The 16,058-nt window shown below is 60.4% G+C and carries 15 protein-coding genes; 7 read left to right on the top strand and 8 right to left on the bottom strand.

Annotated elements, in window-relative coordinates:
- Positions 1-7: 7 nt before the first annotated feature.
- The 4 genes from ACR6A7_RS16540 to ACR6A7_RS16525 form a co-directional block, all read right to left on the bottom strand.
- Complete coding sequence (locus tag ACR6A7_RS16540) at positions 8-1,033, bottom strand: LacI family DNA-binding transcriptional regulator (RefSeq protein WP_434126161.1); 1,026 nt, start codon at positions 1,031-1,033, stop codon at positions 8-10.
- A gap of 67 nt (positions 1,034-1,100) precedes the next feature.
- Positions 1,101-2,087 (bottom strand): LacI family DNA-binding transcriptional regulator, encoded by a 987-nt coding sequence (locus ACR6A7_RS16535; protein ID WP_434126159.1) that lies wholly within the window; start codon positions 2,085-2,087, stop codon positions 1,101-1,103.
- Between the two features lie 159 nt (positions 2,088-2,246).
- On the bottom strand, positions 2,247-2,909 hold the full coding sequence (locus tag ACR6A7_RS16530) for an OmpA family lipoprotein (protein WP_033793031.1): 663 nt from the start codon (positions 2,907-2,909) through the stop codon (positions 2,247-2,249).
- Between the two features lie 88 nt (positions 2,910-2,997).
- A complete protein-coding gene (locus tag ACR6A7_RS16525) occupies positions 2,998-3,579 on the bottom strand; it encodes a DNA-3-methyladenine glycosylase I (protein WP_434126157.1) in 582 nt (193 codons plus the stop codon).
- 140 nt (positions 3,580-3,719) lie between these two features.
- On the opposite strand from ACR6A7_RS16525, the gene ACR6A7_RS16520 reads away from it, so the two are divergent.
- The 5 genes from ACR6A7_RS16520 to ACR6A7_RS16500 all read left to right on the top strand — a co-directional run bounded on the left by ACR6A7_RS16520 (position 3,720) and on the right by ACR6A7_RS16500 (position 7,838).
- Complete coding sequence (locus ACR6A7_RS16520) at positions 3,720-4,409, top strand: autotransporter (RefSeq protein ID WP_434126155.1); 690 nt, start codon at positions 3,720-3,722, stop codon at positions 4,407-4,409.
- A 76-nt stretch (positions 4,410-4,485) separates the two neighbouring features.
- A complete protein-coding gene (locus ACR6A7_RS16515; RefSeq protein WP_434126154.1) occupies positions 4,486-5,163 on the top strand; it encodes a hypothetical protein in 678 nt (225 codons plus the stop codon).
- A 103-nt stretch (positions 5,164-5,266) separates the two neighbouring features.
- Positions 5,267-5,803: a primosomal protein DnaT gene (gene dnaT / locus ACR6A7_RS16510; protein ID WP_277268681.1), complete on the top strand. Its 537-nt coding sequence runs from the start codon at positions 5,267-5,269 to the stop codon at positions 5,801-5,803.
- Entirely contained in the window at positions 5,803-6,543 is a 741-nt protein-coding gene (gene dnaC / locus ACR6A7_RS16505) for a replicative helicase loader DnaC (RefSeq protein WP_434126153.1), read from the top strand. Before dnaT ends, dnaC begins: the two co-directional genes overlap by 1 nt.
- 218 nt (positions 6,544-6,761) lie before the next feature.
- On the top strand, positions 6,762-7,838 hold the full coding sequence (locus tag ACR6A7_RS16500; RefSeq protein ID WP_434126151.1) for an ROK family protein: 1,077 nt from the start codon (positions 6,762-6,764) through the stop codon (positions 7,836-7,838).
- A 31-nt stretch (positions 7,839-7,869) separates the two neighbouring features.
- Here ACR6A7_RS16500 and xylR read toward each other — a convergent pair whose 3' ends face one another.
- The 4 genes from xylR to xylF all read right to left on the bottom strand — a co-directional run bounded on the left by xylR (position 7,870) and on the right by xylF (position 12,851).
- Positions 7,870-9,048, bottom strand: coding sequence for a D-xylose utilization transcriptional activator XylR (gene xylR / locus ACR6A7_RS16495; RefSeq protein ID WP_434126150.1), 1,179 nt, complete (start codon positions 9,046-9,048; stop codon positions 7,870-7,872).
- Positions 9,049-9,140: 92 nt separating this feature from the next.
- The gene (xylH, locus tag ACR6A7_RS16490; RefSeq protein ID WP_434126149.1) at positions 9,141-10,316 is read right to left on the bottom strand and encodes a xylose ABC transporter permease XylH; all 1,176 of its coding nucleotides are present in this window, start codon (positions 10,314-10,316) and stop codon (positions 9,141-9,143) included.
- Positions 10,309-11,829: a xylose ABC transporter ATP-binding protein gene (locus ACR6A7_RS16485; RefSeq protein ID WP_434126148.1), complete on the bottom strand. Its 1,521-nt coding sequence runs from the start codon at positions 11,827-11,829 to the stop codon at positions 10,309-10,311. The genes xylH and ACR6A7_RS16485 overlap by 8 nt, the downstream gene beginning before the upstream one ends.
- Before the next feature lie 29 nt (positions 11,830-11,858).
- Complete coding sequence (gene xylF, locus ACR6A7_RS16480) at positions 11,859-12,851, bottom strand: D-xylose ABC transporter substrate-binding protein (RefSeq protein WP_434126147.1); 993 nt, start codon at positions 12,849-12,851, stop codon at positions 11,859-11,861.
- Positions 12,852-13,191: 340 nt separating this feature from the next.
- On the opposite strand from xylF, the gene xylA reads away from it, so the two are divergent.
- The gene (gene xylA, locus ACR6A7_RS16475) at positions 13,192-14,514 is read left to right on the top strand and encodes a xylose isomerase (RefSeq protein WP_434126146.1); all 1,323 of its coding nucleotides are present in this window, start codon (positions 13,192-13,194) and stop codon (positions 14,512-14,514) included.
- 18 nt (positions 14,515-14,532) lie between these two features.
- Complete coding sequence (gene xylB, locus ACR6A7_RS16470; protein WP_434126144.1) at positions 14,533-15,975, top strand: xylulokinase; 1,443 nt, start codon at positions 14,533-14,535, stop codon at positions 15,973-15,975.
- Positions 15,976-16,058: the final 83 nt, after the last annotated feature.

Here is a 16,058-nt window from a genome sequence, read left to right as displayed (position 1 = left end):
AGGGGGATCAGGCGAGGGGCCGGCTGGAGCCGCGCACCACCAGCTCGCCAGAGAAAACCTGTTCGGCGGCGGGCCCGGCACTGCCATCAATGCGGGCGATCAGCCGCTCCAGCGCCGCATAGCCGATTTGCCACGTGGGCTGGCGGAGCGTGGTGATGCCGACGCCAGCCAGCGCGGCCCACTCCAGCTCGTCGAAGCCGAGCAGGCCGATATTTTCGCCCCAGCGCAGGCCGACGCGCTGCATCGCACGCGCAACCTGCAGCGTCATGGCGCCGTTCGCCACCATCACCGCCGCGCGCTTTCCGCGCTGGCGCCGCGCGTAGTCCAGCAGCAGCGCATCCAGCGCCGCAGGCTGATGCAGCGGCACCTCGGCGTTCTCATGGGCAATCTGCGGCCAGGCGGCAAGGCGCTGACGGAATGCCTGCAGGCGTTCGCGGCGCGTATTAACGCTGCCCAGCGGCTCGCTCAAAAACAGCAGCGCTTCATAGCCGTTATCAAGCAGATGCTGCGTAGCAATCTCCGCGGCTTCGGCGTTATTCAGGCCGACGACATCGCAGGCAAAATCGGGAATTTTTCGGTCGATCAGCACCATCGGCAGCAGCGACTGCTGCAGGCGGTTCAGCGCTTCTTCGCGCATGCCAACGGCATTCACCACCACGCCCTCTACCTGATAGCTGCTCAGCAGCTGCAGATAGTGCTGCTCCAGATCCAATTCATTGTTGGTATTGCACATCAGCAGCGTAAAGCCGCGCTCGCGGCAGGCGGCTTCGATGCCGCACATCACGTCGACGGAATAGGGGTTGGTGATGTCTGCGATAATCAGCCCGATGAGTCGCGTGCGGCCGCGCTTTAGCCCGCGCGCCATCTGGCTGGGGCGATAGTCGAGCTCGGCGATCGCCTGTTCAATGCGGGACTTTAAATCGGCGGAAAGAAGATGCTGCTCGCCGTTGAGATAGCGAGACACGCTGGTTTTACCGGTTCGCGCGCTGCGAGCGACATCGCTAATGGTGGCGCGAGGCGGTCTGTTCTTCATGTGGGTACCTGCAAAAAGAGAAACAGGCAGAGACTAGCACAGGCGCGGCCCGTCGCAAAAAGTGCGATCAGCGCAGCGCGCTATCCAGCCAGGGCTGACGCAACAGCTGAAGTCCTGCCAGCGGCGCGCCGTCAAGCATCTGCACCACCAGATCGGCAAGCTGGTCGCCGGTTTCGCGATCCGAGGCCTGACGGATGGCGACCACCGGCGCCTCGACGATCGCTTCGCGCGGCAGGCCCTCCCAGGCGTAGAGGCGAATCGCCTCGCTGCCGTGAAGCCGGTTAGCCTGCTGCACCGCCAGCGCTGCGCCCTCCGCCAGCGCGCTGCTGTCGGCAATAATCGCCTGGAGCGCGGTATCCCGCGCCAGCCAGGCGGCGGTTTGCTGATAGCCGACGCGGCGCGACGGCGGCACGGCGACGATATCGAACGGCGCAACGGCGCCCATCGCGTCGAGGAAACCCTGACGGCGGTCGCGAACAAAGGTGGTGTTTTCGTCGCTGCCCAGCCAGGCGATGCGCGTCACTCCCTGCTGGAGGCAGGCTTCGACCGCCAGCCGCGAGCCGTGGTGGTGATCGACGTCGAGCCAGGCGTAAGGCTGGGGCAGATCGCTGCGGCCGAGCGCGATAAAGCGAAAGTTTTTCTGCTGCAGGCTGAGCAGGCGTTCATCCTGCGGCTGGGTATGGGTGACGATGAGCGCATCCAGCACCCGGCTACGCAACAGACGCATCAGGGAGCGCGGCCCTTCATGGGGCTTGTCCACCAGCAGTACCAGGTCGATCTCTTTCTGCGCCAGGCGCTGATCGAGCGTCAGCAGCATTTCGCTGAAGCGGCAGTCGCTGATGGGTGAGGTGCTGACAGGGAAAACCAGGCCTACCGCATTGGCGCGGCCGGTTTTCAGACGACGCGCGGCGGCATTGGGACGATAGCCGCGTCGCTGCGCTTCTGCTTCAACGCGTTTACGGGTCTCCTCCGCCACATCCTCATAGCCGTTTAACGCCCGGCTAACCGTGGTAACGGAGAGCCCTAACTCGCGGGCAATGGCTTTTAGTGACATGCTGGACAACTCGCTGAACACGTTTTTTTTACGCTAACATAAAGTCTGTTTTGGCACTACAGGTTGCGTAGCATCCGCTCTTTTTCGTTGGAAAAAGCGCGTAAAAAGGCCAAAAAACGGTGCTGCGACGAAAACGCCCCTGTGCGGGGCGTTTTCACCTTAGCCGATCGGGCTAAGCGTAATTTCCACGCGGCGGTTTTGCGCCTTGCCTGCTTCGGTGCTGTTGGTGGCGACCGGATTATCTGGACCCAGACCCTGGGTGCGCAGACGATCCGCCGCGACGCCCTGGGTAATCAGCGCAGCAGCGACGCTCTCAGCGCGCTGCTGCGACAGACGCATATTTAGCGCGCGCGAGCCGGTGCTGTCGGTGTAACCCACGACGTTTACCGCGGTTTTCGGATACTCTTTCAGCACCATGGCCACGCCGGTCAGGGTATTGGCGCCCGCCGCTTTCAGGCTGCTGCTGCTGGAGTCGAAGGTGACGTTATTCGGCATATTCAGCACGATGTTGTCGCCCTGACGCGTCACGCTGACGCCGGTGCCGCGCATTTTTTCACGCAGTTTGGCTTCCTGCACATCCATGTAGTAGCCGATGCCGCCGCCCAGCGCCGCGCCGGACGCCGCGCCAATCAGCGCGCCCTTACCGCGATCTTTCTTCGATGAGGAGAGAACGCCGACGCCAGCGCCCATCAGCGCACCGAGGCCCGCGCCGATGCCAGATTTCCCGGCCTGGGATTCGTTGGTGTATGGATTAACGGTACAACCTGACAGTACCAGACTGCCGCTCAGTAACAGGCAAAGTGAAAACGATTTTTTATACATGCTCATTCCCTAAATCAAACAAAGACATTACGTCTTTAAAGCGGCGAGATTATGCCGCTTTAAAAGAGAGAAGGAGTGAGGGAAACTCTTATTTTGCCTGGTTTACACCTAAAAGGTTGTCAGGATGGCAAAAACAGTCTGTTTGATGATCGCTGATTAGCCCGCAGGCCTGCATAAAGGAGTGGCAAATTGTCGGGCCGACGAATTTAAAACCACGCTGCTTTAAGGCCTTCGACAGCGCGATAGCCTGCTCTGAAGTGGTCGGCGCCTCCTTGTAGTGGGCATAGCGATGCACAAGCGGCTGGTTATCGACAAAACTCCACACGAAGCGCGCGAAATCTTCACCTTTTGCTTCCATCGCCAGATAAGCGCGTGCGTTGCCGATAATGGCGGCGAGCTTGCCGCGATGGCGTATCAGGCCGCTCTCCTGCATCAGGCACGCCAGATCTTCCTCATCCATTAAGCCCACCGCCTGAGGATCGAAGGCGTGAAAAGCGCGGCGATAATGCTCTCGCTTTTTCAGGACGGTAATCCAGGAGAGCCCCGCCTGCTGACCTTCCAGGCAGAGCATCTCAAACAGCGCCTGCTTATCGTTTTGCGCAATGCCCCACTCCCGATCGTGGTAGGCGAGGTAAAGCGGGTCCTGAGTGACCCAGCCGCATCGTTGCATGTTCTTTATCCTGATAAAGAGAAAATTTTGTGACGTTGCTTGATCTTACGATTAGCCGGTTAATAGTTAAACAGCAGGCGTGATAAAACCGTTTCCTGAATAGCGCCGATCGTTCTCTTCAGCTTTGTCTGGAGTTTTTCATGTTGCAGAAAAGTCAGTGTGCCAGCCAGCGCCTTGCGGCGCTGGGGCTGAGTAGTGCGTTGCTTTTTTGTTCTGTGACGCCCCGGTTTGCCTGGAGCGGCGAGACCCTGTCATCGCCGGGCGAGCGCGTGCGCGATCGTCCCGATTACGACACTATCCTTGCGGAAAAGATTTCCCGAAATCATCTGATCGTCGGCAGCGACGCGGGGATGAACTTTCTGGACGCCGCGCTCAATTCGCCCCTCTCCGCCTTTACGCTGCGCGCCGAGCCGGTATCAACCGGCACACGCTACAGCGCCGGCTGGGAGATGCCGCTGGGCGCGTCACTGACGACCGGGCCGGTGGCGCAGTATGCGCCTGCGACGGCCCCGCTTAGCTGTCCGCAGTGTAACTTCAGCCGCGATGATGTCGCGACGTTAGGCTGGCGGGTCGATACCCGACTGGGCGCGATTGCGCCTTACGCGCAGCTTAGCTATAGCTATCAGCCCGGCGATAGCCTGATTGAGGAGTCGCGCGATCGCTCACCGGTCGATCCGACCGCGCGCGAAGCGAGCTGGGTCGACGTCAGCGTGGGCGCGCAGATGCCGCTAAATCACAACGTCGCGGCGTTCGCGGCCTTTTCGCAAAACGACGCGCAAAGCAGCGGCGAGCAGTTTATTTACAGCCTCGGCGTTAGCGCCAGTTTTTAACATGGGGCATAAAATGAGAAAGGGCGGGTAGGTAACCCCATATAATAAGCGCGCTAATCATAATATCGGTAATAATATGCGCGAACAAATTTCAATCCTCGGCCGTGAATGCGCGGCTTTTTTATTTGCAACACTGTTCCTTGTGCTGATGATGTCGGGCATCTATATCGACGTAAACTGGATGAACAACGCCCTGCATGAAACGTCGATTACGGAGACGCTGCAGGAAGTGATGCTCGCCTCCGTCGCGGCGATGTTTTTCTGGTCGGCATATCGGCGTCCCACGCAGCGCGGCGCGCTGATCCTGATCGGCGGTTTCTACAGCTGTATGCTAATCCGCGAGCTGGACTTTGTATTCGACGTCGTCGAACACGGCAGCTGGGTGTGGTTCGCGCTGGCGACCGCTGCGGCCTGTCTGGCGATGGCGCTGCGGTCGCCGCGCAGCACGCTGGACGGGCTGGTTGCCTTCGTGACGGATCGCTGCTGGCTGATGACCGCCAGCGGCATGCTGATTGTACTGGTGTTCTCCCGGCTTTTCGGCATGCATCAGCTGTGGCAACACCTGATGCTGGACGGCTACAACCGCGTCGTAAAAAATATCGCCGAAGAAGGCACCGAGCTGCTGGGCTACAGCATCTGCTGGCTCGCCTCAGCGCGCTATCTGTGGCAAACCCGCCCGGCGCGCGTCCGGGCAGAAGCCGCCGAACCGCTTCAGACGGCCCTTTCCGCAGAGTCCGCCTCCTGGTCCTCCTGACAGACGCCTTTTATGGCGATCCAGGACGCCAAAAAAGGTACAATAAAGACTTGTGCGCCGGTGCTCTGCCGGCGCAGCGTGCAGGTCAACGTCAGGTTTCATCATGTCAGTCAAAATTCTTACTTCTACGCTTATTGGTCTGGACGCCTTCCGTCAGGATCCGCGTCAGGCACTTCAGCAGGCGGAAAACGGCACGCTGGCGGTGCTGGATAACTACGCGCCGGCGTTTTACGCCGTGACGCCCGAGCGGCTGGCGCATCTGCTCGCGCTGGAGGCGGCGGCGGCGCATCCCAGTGACGTAACGCTGGACGACAGCTTATATGACGACCTGCCAGCCTCTCTGCCGACGCCAGCGGGTAAGTTCGCAATGTATGCTGGCTGGCAGCCCGACGCCGATTTTCAGCGCCAGGCCGCTATCTGGGGCGTGGCCCTGAGCGAGCCGGTAACGCCTGCCGAGCTGGCCGCGTTCGTCGCCTACTGGCAGGCGGAAGGCCGTCTGTTCCACCATGTGCAGTGGCAGCAAAAGCTGGCGCGCAGCGTGCAGATGAACCGCGCGGCCAGCGGCGGCCAGCCCAAACGCGATATCACGCAAATCAGCAATACTGATTACAACATTCCCGATGGGTTTCGAGGTGAGTGATGAAAACGCCGACCGATCTGTTCAGCCGTCTAAAAAAGATGATGCCCGCCAACGTCCAGCCAAAATTCACCAGCGGTGAAGAGCTGCTGGCCTGGAACCAGGAGCAGGGCCGCCTGCGTTCGGAGTCTATCGTGCGTGAGAACCGCGCGATGAAAATGCAGCGCGTGATGGGACGCTCCGGCATTCGCGAGCTGCATATGAACTGCTCGTTCGATAATTATCGCGTCGAGAATGAAGGGCAGCGCAGAGCCCTGATGATGGCGCGCCAGTATGCGGACGATTTTGAGGGCAGCATCGCCAGCTTCGTCTTTTCCGGGCGTCCCGGCACCGGCAAAAACCATCTGGCAGCGGCGATCGGCAACGATCTGATCCTGCGCGGCAAAAGCGTGCTGATCGTCACCGTCGCAGACCTGATGTCGAGCATGAAAGGCACCTTCAGCGGCGGCAGCGATATTACCGAAGAGCGACTGCTGCAGGATCTCAGCAGCGTCGATCTGCTGGTAATTGATGAGATTGGCATGCAGAGCGAGTCGCGTTATGAAAAGGTGATAATCAACCAGATCGTTGACCGCCGCTCTTCATCGAAACGCCCAACCGGCATGCTCTCTAACCTCGATCCCGCCGGTATGAATAGCCTGCTGGGCGAGCGCGTGATGGACCGCATGCGCCTCGGCAACAGCATGTGGGTGCGCTTCGACTGGGAAAGCTACCGTAGCCGGGTACGCGGCGACGAATATTAATTTTCTCTTACCAGAAACCGGGCGCGACCCGGTTTTTTTACCGCTGATTTTTCTCCGCCGCCCTCTGCTGTGACTTGTGTGAAACAGCGCCCAAAAGTGCCAGATAAGAGGCATCCTGGCGCTGTTACACTGAAAGATATGTTGTCCGTCAGGTGAACGCTGTAATGAATACAGGTAAAGGCCCTGCACTACTCAGACTTAACAACCAGAAGCGCGTGATGACGCAGCTTCGCCGGCTGCGCGTAACGTCGCGTCAGGATTTAGCCCACATCTTGTCGCTCAGCAAAAATACGGTGTCGCTGATCGTAGACGAACTGCTGGAAAGGTCGCTGCTTCAGGAGCTGGGGACGATTAGCGCAGGCGCTGCCGGACGTCCAAAAATTGAGATCGCCCTGCGCCCGGAACAGCTGAAAAGCGCGGGCGTGATGGTGGAGCGCAACGCCATTTACTGGCGCGTCTGCGACTACTTTTCGCAGGTGATGGTGGAGCAGACGCGCCGCATCGATACCGCTAACCCTAAAAAGCTGCTGGATGAGGTGGCGAGCCTGTGCGGCGACCTGGTGGAGAAGCATCCGCAGCTGCTGGGCATCGGGCTCGGCTTTCCCGGCATCGTCGATCCCGATCGCGGCTGGATGCACCTTTCGACCCATCTCGGCTGGCAGGATGTCGATCTGCTGACGCCGGTCAGACAAAAGGTCACCGTGCCGCTGCGCGTGATGAATAACGTCAAGGCTTCGGCGCTGCTGGCGGTGCATCAGCTCGGGCTGAGAGCGGCGGGCAGCCACTTCTACCTGCGGATTGCCGAAGGCATGGGCGGCGCGCTGGTGCAGCAGGGTGAAGTGGTGACTGGCAACAGCTGGACGGCGGGCGAAGCGGGACACCTTAGCGTGCAGCCGGACGGCCCGCGCTGTCGCTGCGGACGTCAGGGGTGCGCCGAAGCGCTGCTCAGCAAACCAGCGATAGAGCAGCAGCTGGCTCAGCGATGTCCCGGTTTAAACTGGCAGACGCGTGACGAGGCGCCGAAAGTCGTGGATGAGGTGATGCAGCAGGCGGGCGGTTTTCTCGCTAAGGCGATGAGCCAGATTATCCTGCTGCTCAATCCGGCCACGATTATTATCGACGCGCCCTGGAATGTGCACCCGACATTTTGCGACACGGTGCGCAAACGGATTGCGTCCAGTACGCCAGCCTTCATCTTCCAGAACACCACGCTGCATTTTTTACAGACGCGTCTCGATCCGGCGGTAGGGCTGTCGCTGGCGGTGATTGAGCAGTATGAGCAACGTCAGGGATAAAGAGAGACGCCTTTAACACGCCACCGCCATTTTACATCAGGCTTTCGCCGTGATGCTGTCGGTACTCTTTTGGCGTGCTGGCATAGCTTTTCTTAAACACCGAATAAAAATATTGCAGCGAAGGGTAGCCGCACATCTGTGAAATTTCATTGATGTTCAGCGAGGAGGAGGCCAGCAGCTCGCGCGCTTTTTCCAGTTTCTCGCGGTGGATCATGGCGTGAATGGTATCGCCGGTTTCATCGCGAAAGCGTTTCTCCAGATTAGAACGCGACAGGCCGATCGCATCCAGCACCTGCTCGACCTTGATGCCTTTGCAGGCGTTAAAGCGGATATAGTGCATAGCCTGAATCACCGCCGGATCGCGCAGCGAGCGGAAATCGGTCGAGCGCCGGGCGATCACTTTCATGGGTGGCACCAGAATGCGCTGCAGCGGCAGCGGCTGTTTGTCCAGCAGGCGATGCAGCAGTTTGGCGGCCTGATAGCCCATCTGCCGCGTGCCCTGCGCCACCGACGAGAGCGCGACGCGCGACAGGTAGCGCGTCAGCTCTTCATTGTCGATGCCGATCACGCTCAGCTTTTCCGGCACCGGAATTTTAAGATATTCGCAGGCCTGTAGCAGATGACGCGCACGGGCGTCGGTGACCGCAATAATGCCGGTCTGCTGCGGCAGCGTTTGCAGCCAGTCGGCCAGCCGGTTCTGCGCATGCTGCCAGTTTTCCGGCGCGGTATGCATGCCCTGATAGACCACGCCCTGATAGCGTTCGCGCTGCACCAGCTGACGAAAGGCGTGTTCGCGCTCCTGCGCCCAGCGCTTGCCGCTGGAGGCGGGCAGTCCGTAAAAGGCGAAGCGGTTGATGCCCTTCTCTTTGAGATGAAGAAAGGCGCTCTCCACCAGCGCCGCGTTGTCGGTGGCGATATAGTGCACCGGCGGATAATCCTGCTGGCGATGGTAAGAGCCGCCCACGCCGACAATCGGCACCTCGACGTTTGCCAGCAGCTGCTCGATCGAGCTGTCGTCATAGTCGGCAATCACGCCATCGCCCAGCCATTCGCGGATATTGTCGATGCGGCAGCGGAAATCCTCCTCGATAAAAATATCCCAGTCGGTCTGCGACGCCTGTAAATACTCGCCGACACCCTCTACCACCTGACGGTCGTAGACCTTATTGGCATTGAACAGCAACGTAATGCGATAGCGTTTTTCATGCATAGTGGCGCGCTCTCCTGAATCCCAGCGCAATGCATAGCACGGCCGGATGAACAGCAGAAATTGTTTGCGCCAGGTTGTGATCTCCGACGCGATCAGACCCGGCGGCGCGTGGCGGTATCCATCCACACCGCCAGCAGCAGAATTGCCCCTTTGACGATGTACTGCCAGAAGGTGGGCACGTCCATCATGCTCATGCCGTTATCCAGCGAGGCCATAATAAAAGCGCCCATGACCGCGCCCGCGACCGACCCCACGCCGCCCGCCAGGCTGGTGCCGCCGATGACGCAGGCGGCGATGGCGTCCAGCTCGGCGATATTGCCCGCCGACGGCGAGCCAGCGCCGAGGCGCGAGCTGAGGATCAGCCCAGCGATCGCCACCATCACGCCGTTGATGGCGAACACCGCCAGCTTAGTGCGCGCCACGTTAATGCCCGAGAGCCGCGCGGCGTCCAGATTGCCGCCGATGGCGTAAATGCGGCGGCCAAAGGCGGTGCGCGTCGCCATAAACATGCCGCCCAGCAGCAGCAGCGCCAGCAGCAGCACCGGCGTCGGCACGCCGCGGTAGTCATTCAATAGCCAGATTGCGCCCAGCACCAGCACCGCGGTAAGCGCCTGGCGCGCCACGGTGCCGCTGGCGGCGGACTGCGTCAGGCCGAGCTGCTGACGGCGCAGCCGCAGCCGCCACTGCCACAGCATAAACAGCGCCAGACCGGCGATGCCGAAACCGAAGCCGACGCCGTCTGGAAGATAGCTCTGCCCGATCTGCGACATAGCCGGTGTGGTCGGCGCAACCGTGGTGCCGTTGGTGATCCCTACCAGAATGCCGCGGAACGCCAGCATGCCAGCCAGCGTAACGATAAACGACGGCACTTTGCGGTAGGCGACCCACCAGCCGTTCCAGGTGCCCAGCAGCAGCCCCATCAGCAGCGTCACCGCGATGGTCAGCGGCAGCGGCCAGCCGAGCCAGACGTCGAAAATCGCCGCCGCGCCGCCCAGCAGGCCCATCATCGAGCCTACCGACAGATCGATCTCTGCCGAAATAATGACGAACACCATGCCGACCGCCAGAATGCCGGTAATCGCGGTCTGCCGCAGCAGGTTCGAGACGTTGCGCGGGCTGAGCCACGCCCCGTCGGTGGTCCAGGTGAAAAACAGGGCGATAACCAGAATGGCGCCCAGCATTACCAGCACCTGCAGGTTGGGCAGCGAGAATTTTCCCGGCGACGGCGCGCCCGGCAGCGTGCCCTGACGACTTTCGGTTTTAAGCATAATGTTCACTCCGCAGGGCCGCTTCCATCACTTGCTCCTGTGTCAGGTTGTTGTTTATCAGATCGGCTTTGATGCGCCCTTCGTGCATCACCAGAACGCGATCGCTCAGGCCCAGCACTTCAGGAAGTTCGGATGAGATGACGATCACGGCGATCCCCTGCTGCACCAGGCTGTTGATCAGCTGGTAGATCTCCTGGCGCGCGCCGACGTCGATACCGCGTGTTGGCTCATCGAGGATCAGGATCTGCGGGTTCAGCAGCAGACATTTGGCGATAATCGCCTTCTGCTGGTTGCCGCCGCTCAGTCGGCCGATCGGCAGCTCCGGCGACGAGGTTTTGACCCGCAGCCGCGCGATAGCGTCATTAATAACGTGCTGCTCGCGCGTCTCGTCCAGCGGCGCGAAGCGGCGGCTGAACTGATCCAGCGCCGCGAGGGTAATGTTTTTGCCGACGCCCATCAGCGGCACAATGCCATCTTTTTTGCGATCCTCCGGCACCATGGCGATGCCCTGGGCCATCGCCTGCTGACAGTCGCGAATCTGCACTTTCTTATCATTAATCCAGATATCGCCCTGCCAGCGCCCCGGCCAGACGCCGAACAGGCACTGGACCGTCTCGGTGCGGCCAGCGCCGACCAGCCCGGCGATGCCGAGGATCTCGCCGCGCTTCAGAGTGAAGGAGACGTCACTGACGCGGCATATGTGCCGGTTAACCGGATGCCAGGCGGTAAGGTGTTCAACGCGCAGCACGGTGTCGCCGATGGCGTGCCGCTGATGCGGATAGAGCGCGGTCAGCTCGCGTCCCACCATCATGGTAATGATGTCATCCTCGCTAAGTCCGGCGGCTGGCCGGGTGGCGATGGGGTTGCCGTCGCGGATAACGCAGATGGTATCGGAGATCGCTTTCACCTCGTTCAGCTTGTGGGAGATGTAGATGCAGGCGATGCCATGATCGCGCAGGTTGTTGATAATGCTCAGCAGCACCTCGGTTTCACGCTCGGTCAGCGACGAGGTCGGCTCATCGAGGATCAGCAGCCGCACCTGCTTATTCAGCGCGCGGGCGATTTCGACCAGCTGCTGCTGCCCCAGGCCCAGATCGCCGACCCGGGCGTTGGGCGAGACGTCGAGCCTGACCCGCGCCAGCAGCTGCTGACAGCGCAGCGTCATGGTTTCGTCGTCGACGATGCCGAAGCGGCCCAGCTCCGCGCCAAGAAAGATGTTCTCCATGACCGTCAGCTGCCGCACCAGCGCCAGCTCCTGATGGATAATCACAATGCCCCGGCGTTCGGTATCACGGATGCTCTGCGCCTGAATCTTGTCTCCGGCAAACTGAATCTCGCCCTCGAATTCACCGTGCGGGTAGAGCCCGCACAGAATTTTCATCAGCGTGGATTTGCCCGAACCGTTTTCGCCGCACAGCGACATCACTTCGCCGCTGTCCAGCCGCAGGCTGACGTTATCCAGCGCCTTCACCGCGCCGAAACGCTTGGTGATGTTGTTCATTTCCAGCAGCATCGATCTCTCCTCTTCGCGGCCGCGCGCGCTCAGAGCTCGCTCTTTTTATGGAAACCGTCTTTCACCACGGTGCTGTCGATGTTCTCTTTATTGACCGGGATCGGCGTCAGCAGGCGCGACGGCACCTCTTTCAGGCCGTTATTCAGCTTGCCGTTGCTGGCGGGCGTTTTGCCGTTGCCGAGTTCGATGGCGATGTTGGCGGCTTCGGTGGCGAGCTGGGTAATCGGCTTATACACCGTCATGGTTTGCGTGCCGTTGATGATGCGCTTGATGGCGGCGAGATCGGCATCCTGACCGGAAATGGCGACTTTGCCCGCCAGCCCCTGCGCGCTGAGCGCCTGGATCGCGCCGCCTGCCGTGGCGTCGTTGGAGGCGACGACAGCGTCGATGTGATTGCTGTTGGCGGTCAGGGCGTTTTCCATGATTTTCAGCGCGTTTTCCGGCAGCCAGGCGTCAACCCACTGATCGCCGACGACTTTAATGCTGCCGTTGTCGATGTAGGGTTTTAACACCTTCATCTGACCGGCACGAAACAGATGCGCGTTATTATCCACCGGCGATCCGCCCATCAGAAAATAGTTTCCTTTTGGCACCTGCTTAACAATACTTTCCGCCTGTAGTTCGCCGACTTTTTCATTATCGAACGAAATATAAAAATCGATATCCGCGTTATTTATCATACGATCATAGGCCAGCACTTTAATGCCTTCGCGTTTCGCTTCAGCGACGACGTTGCTTAATACCTGGCCGTTATAGGGAATGATCACCAGCACATCGACGCCGCGGTTGATCATATTTTCTATTTGCGACATTTGCGTCTCTTCATTGCCGTTGGCCGACTGCACAAACACTTTCGCGCCCTGCGATTCCGCCTGCTTAACGAAGATGTCGCGATCTTTTTGCCAGCGCTCCAGGCGCAGGTCGTCAATCGCCATGCCGATCTTCACTTCTTTCGCTGCGCCGGCGTGGCTGAAAAGCGCCAGCGCGGCGCAGGCGGCTAACAGCGTAAGTTTCATTTTCATGGTGTCATCCTGTCTGTAGGTTGAGGCGGTTGTCGTTATCGCATGAGTCCAGGCGGTTGAATTGTTGACCTGGCTTTCCGGCAACATCAATTACTGATTTTTATCCGGCGATTACGTTTTTTGGTTTATTTCTGTTTTTATGAGCGGGATCGAGATTTAACGCTTTTAAGAGCGGTGGAGGACAAATTAGCCCGGCTGAATTATTAATTTGAGAACGGGCGCACAAATATTAATTATCTCAAGCGTGGTGTGAAATATCGTAATTGAGCCAGCGGAAAAGGCGCAAGCAATATAAAGGCTCACGGCCGACTGTCCAGATTTTCACGCTGAGGAGCGAAACATGCACGCCTATTTCGACCAGATCGAACGCGTTCGTTTTGAAGGGGTAAAGAGCACTAATCCACTGGCTTTTCGTCATTACAATCCTGACGAGGTGATCCTCGGCAAAACCATGGCCGAACACCTGCGTTTCGCGGCCTGCTACTGGCATACCTTCTGCTGGAACGGGGCGGATATGTTTGGCGTCGGCGCATTCGACCGTCCCTGGCAAAAGAGCGGCGACGCGCTGCAGCTGGCGAAGCTGAAGGCGGACGTGGCGTTTGAGTTTTTTCACAAGCTGAACGTGCCTTACTACTGCTTTCACGACGTTGACGTTGCGCCAGAAGGGGATTCGCTGCGCAGCTATCAGGAAAATTTCGCGGTAATGACCGATAAGCTGCTGGAAAAACAGCAGGAGAGCGGCGTGAAGCTGCTGTGGGGGACCGCCAACTGCTTTACCCATCCGCGCTACGGCGCTGGCGCGGCGACCAGCCCCGATCCCGAAATCTTCGCCTGGGCGGCAAGCCAGGTCTGCAGTGCCATGCAGGCGACACAGACGCTGGGCGGCGAAAATTACGTGCTGTGGGGCGGTCGTGAAGGTTATGAAACCCTGCTTAATACCGATCTGCGTCAGGAGCGCGAGCAGATTGGCCGCTTTATGCAGATGGTGGTAGAGCATAAGCATAAAATCGGCTTCCAGGGCACGCTGCTGATCGAGCCGAAGCCGCAGGAGCCGACCAAACATCAGTATGATTATGACGTGGCGACGGTGTACGGCTTCCTGAAGCAGTTCGGGCTGGAGAAAGAGATCAAGGTCAACGTCGAGGCGAACCACGCTACGCTGGCGGGCCATTCGTTTCATCATGAGATCGCCACCGCTATCGCGCTCGGTATTTTCGGCTCGGTGGACGCTAACCGCGGCGACGTTCAGTGCGGCTGGGATACCGACCAGTTCCCGACCAGCGTCGAAGAGAACGCGCTGGTGCTCTACGAGATTATTAAAGCGGGCGGCTTCACTACCGGCGGCCTCAATTTCGACGCCAAAGTGCGTCGCCAGAGCACCGACAAATATGACCTCTTTTACGGCCATATCGGCGCGATGGATACCCTGGCGCTGGCGCTTAAAGTGGCGGCGCGCATGGTGGAAGCGGGCGAGCTGGACCAGCGCGTGGCGCAGCGCTACAGCGGCTGGAATGGTGAGTTCGGCCAGCAAATCCTGAAAGGAGAGTTTTCTCTCGCCTCGCTGGCGGCGCATGCTCAGCAGCAGCAGTTCAATCCACAGCATCACAGCGGTCGCCAGGAGCAGCTGGAGAATCTGGTGAACCACTATCTTTATGATTTCTGAGATAAGCGGGAGCAAGGCATGTATATCGGGATCGATTTAGGCACGTCCGGGGTTAAGGTGGTGCTGCTGAATGCGCAGGGCGAGGTAGCGGCGGTCAGCAGCGCGCCGCTGCGGGTATCGCGTCCCCACGCGCTCTGGAGCGAGCAGGATCCCGAAAGCTGGTGGCTGGCGACCGACCAGGCAATGCAGACGCTGGCGCAGCAGCATGCGCTCAGCGAGGTGAAGGCCATCGGCCTGAGCGGTCAGATGCACGGCGCGACGCTGCTGGACAGCGCGCATCGCGTACTGCGCCCGGCCATTTTATGGAACGACGGGCGCAGCGGTGAACAGTGCCGCGAGCTGGAGCAGCGCGTGCCCGCATCGCGCCAGATCACCGGCAATCTGATGATGCCCGGCTTTACCGCGCCCAAACTGCTGTGGGTGCAACAGCATGAGCCCGACATTTTTCAGCAGGTGGCGAAGGTGCTGCTGCCGAAAGATTACCTGCGCTGGCGGCTGAGCGGCGACTTCGCCAGCGACATGTCTGATGCGGCGGGCACGATGTGGCTGGACGTGGCGCGCCGCGACTGGAGCGACCAGATGCTCGACGCCTGCGGCCTGACGCGCGACCAGATGCCGCGACTGTTCGAAGGCAATGGTGTTACCGGTTCGCTGAGCGGCGAGATAGCTGAGCGCTGGAACATGCCGCCGGTGCCGCTGGTGGCGGGCGGCGGCGACAACGCCGCGGGCGCGGTGGGCGTCGGCATGACCGAGCCGGGGCAGGGTATGCTGTCGCTCGGCACCTCCGGCGTCTATTTTGTGGTCAGCGACGGCTACCTCAGCAACCCGCAGCGCGCGGTGCACAGCTTCTGCCATGCGCTGCCGCAGCGCTGGCATCTGATGTCGGTTATTCTCAGCGCCGCCGCCTGCCTTGACTGGGCGGCGGCGCTGACCGGCTGCGCCGACGTGCCGCAGCTGCTGGCGGAAGCGGAACGCGCCGATGAAAACGCGCCGCCGCTGTGGTTTCTGCCCTACCTCTCCGGCGAGCGCACGCCGCACAACAACCCGCAGGCGACAGGCGTCTTTTTCGGCCTGACGCACCAGCACGGTCGGCCAGAGCTGGCGCGCGCGGTGCTGGAAGGCGTCGGCTACGCGCTGGCGCAGGGCATGGACGCGGTGCACGAGTGCGGCGTTGCGCCCTCCAGCATTATGCTGATCGGCGGCGGCGCGCGCAGCGCGCTGTGGCGGCAGATGCTGGCGGATATCAGCGGCCAGACGCTTGACTACTGTCAGGGCGGCGAGGTCGGTCCGGCGCTGGGCGCGGCGCGGCTGGCGCAGCTGGCGATCGAACCGCAGACGACGCTGCCCCCCTTAACGCGGGTACAGCGCCATCAGCCCGATGCGGCGCGCCATCAGCGCTATCAGCCGCTGCGTGACACCTTTGCCCGCCTCTACGCGCAGCTGGCGCCGCTGATGCAGTAGCCTGTCCCGCCCTGTCGCTATCTTGTCCCGATTTGGCCTTCTTCCTGCGCGTCATGCCCGTCATGATGGGCAGGAATTCATTT

The organism is Pantoea phyllosphaerae (genome assembly GCF_051025595.1).
Classification (GTDB): Bacteria; Pseudomonadota; Gammaproteobacteria; order Enterobacterales; family Enterobacteriaceae; genus Pantoea.
The sequence above is the reverse complement of the archived record's forward strand: the minus strand, read 5'-3'. Positions and strand labels throughout refer to the sequence as shown.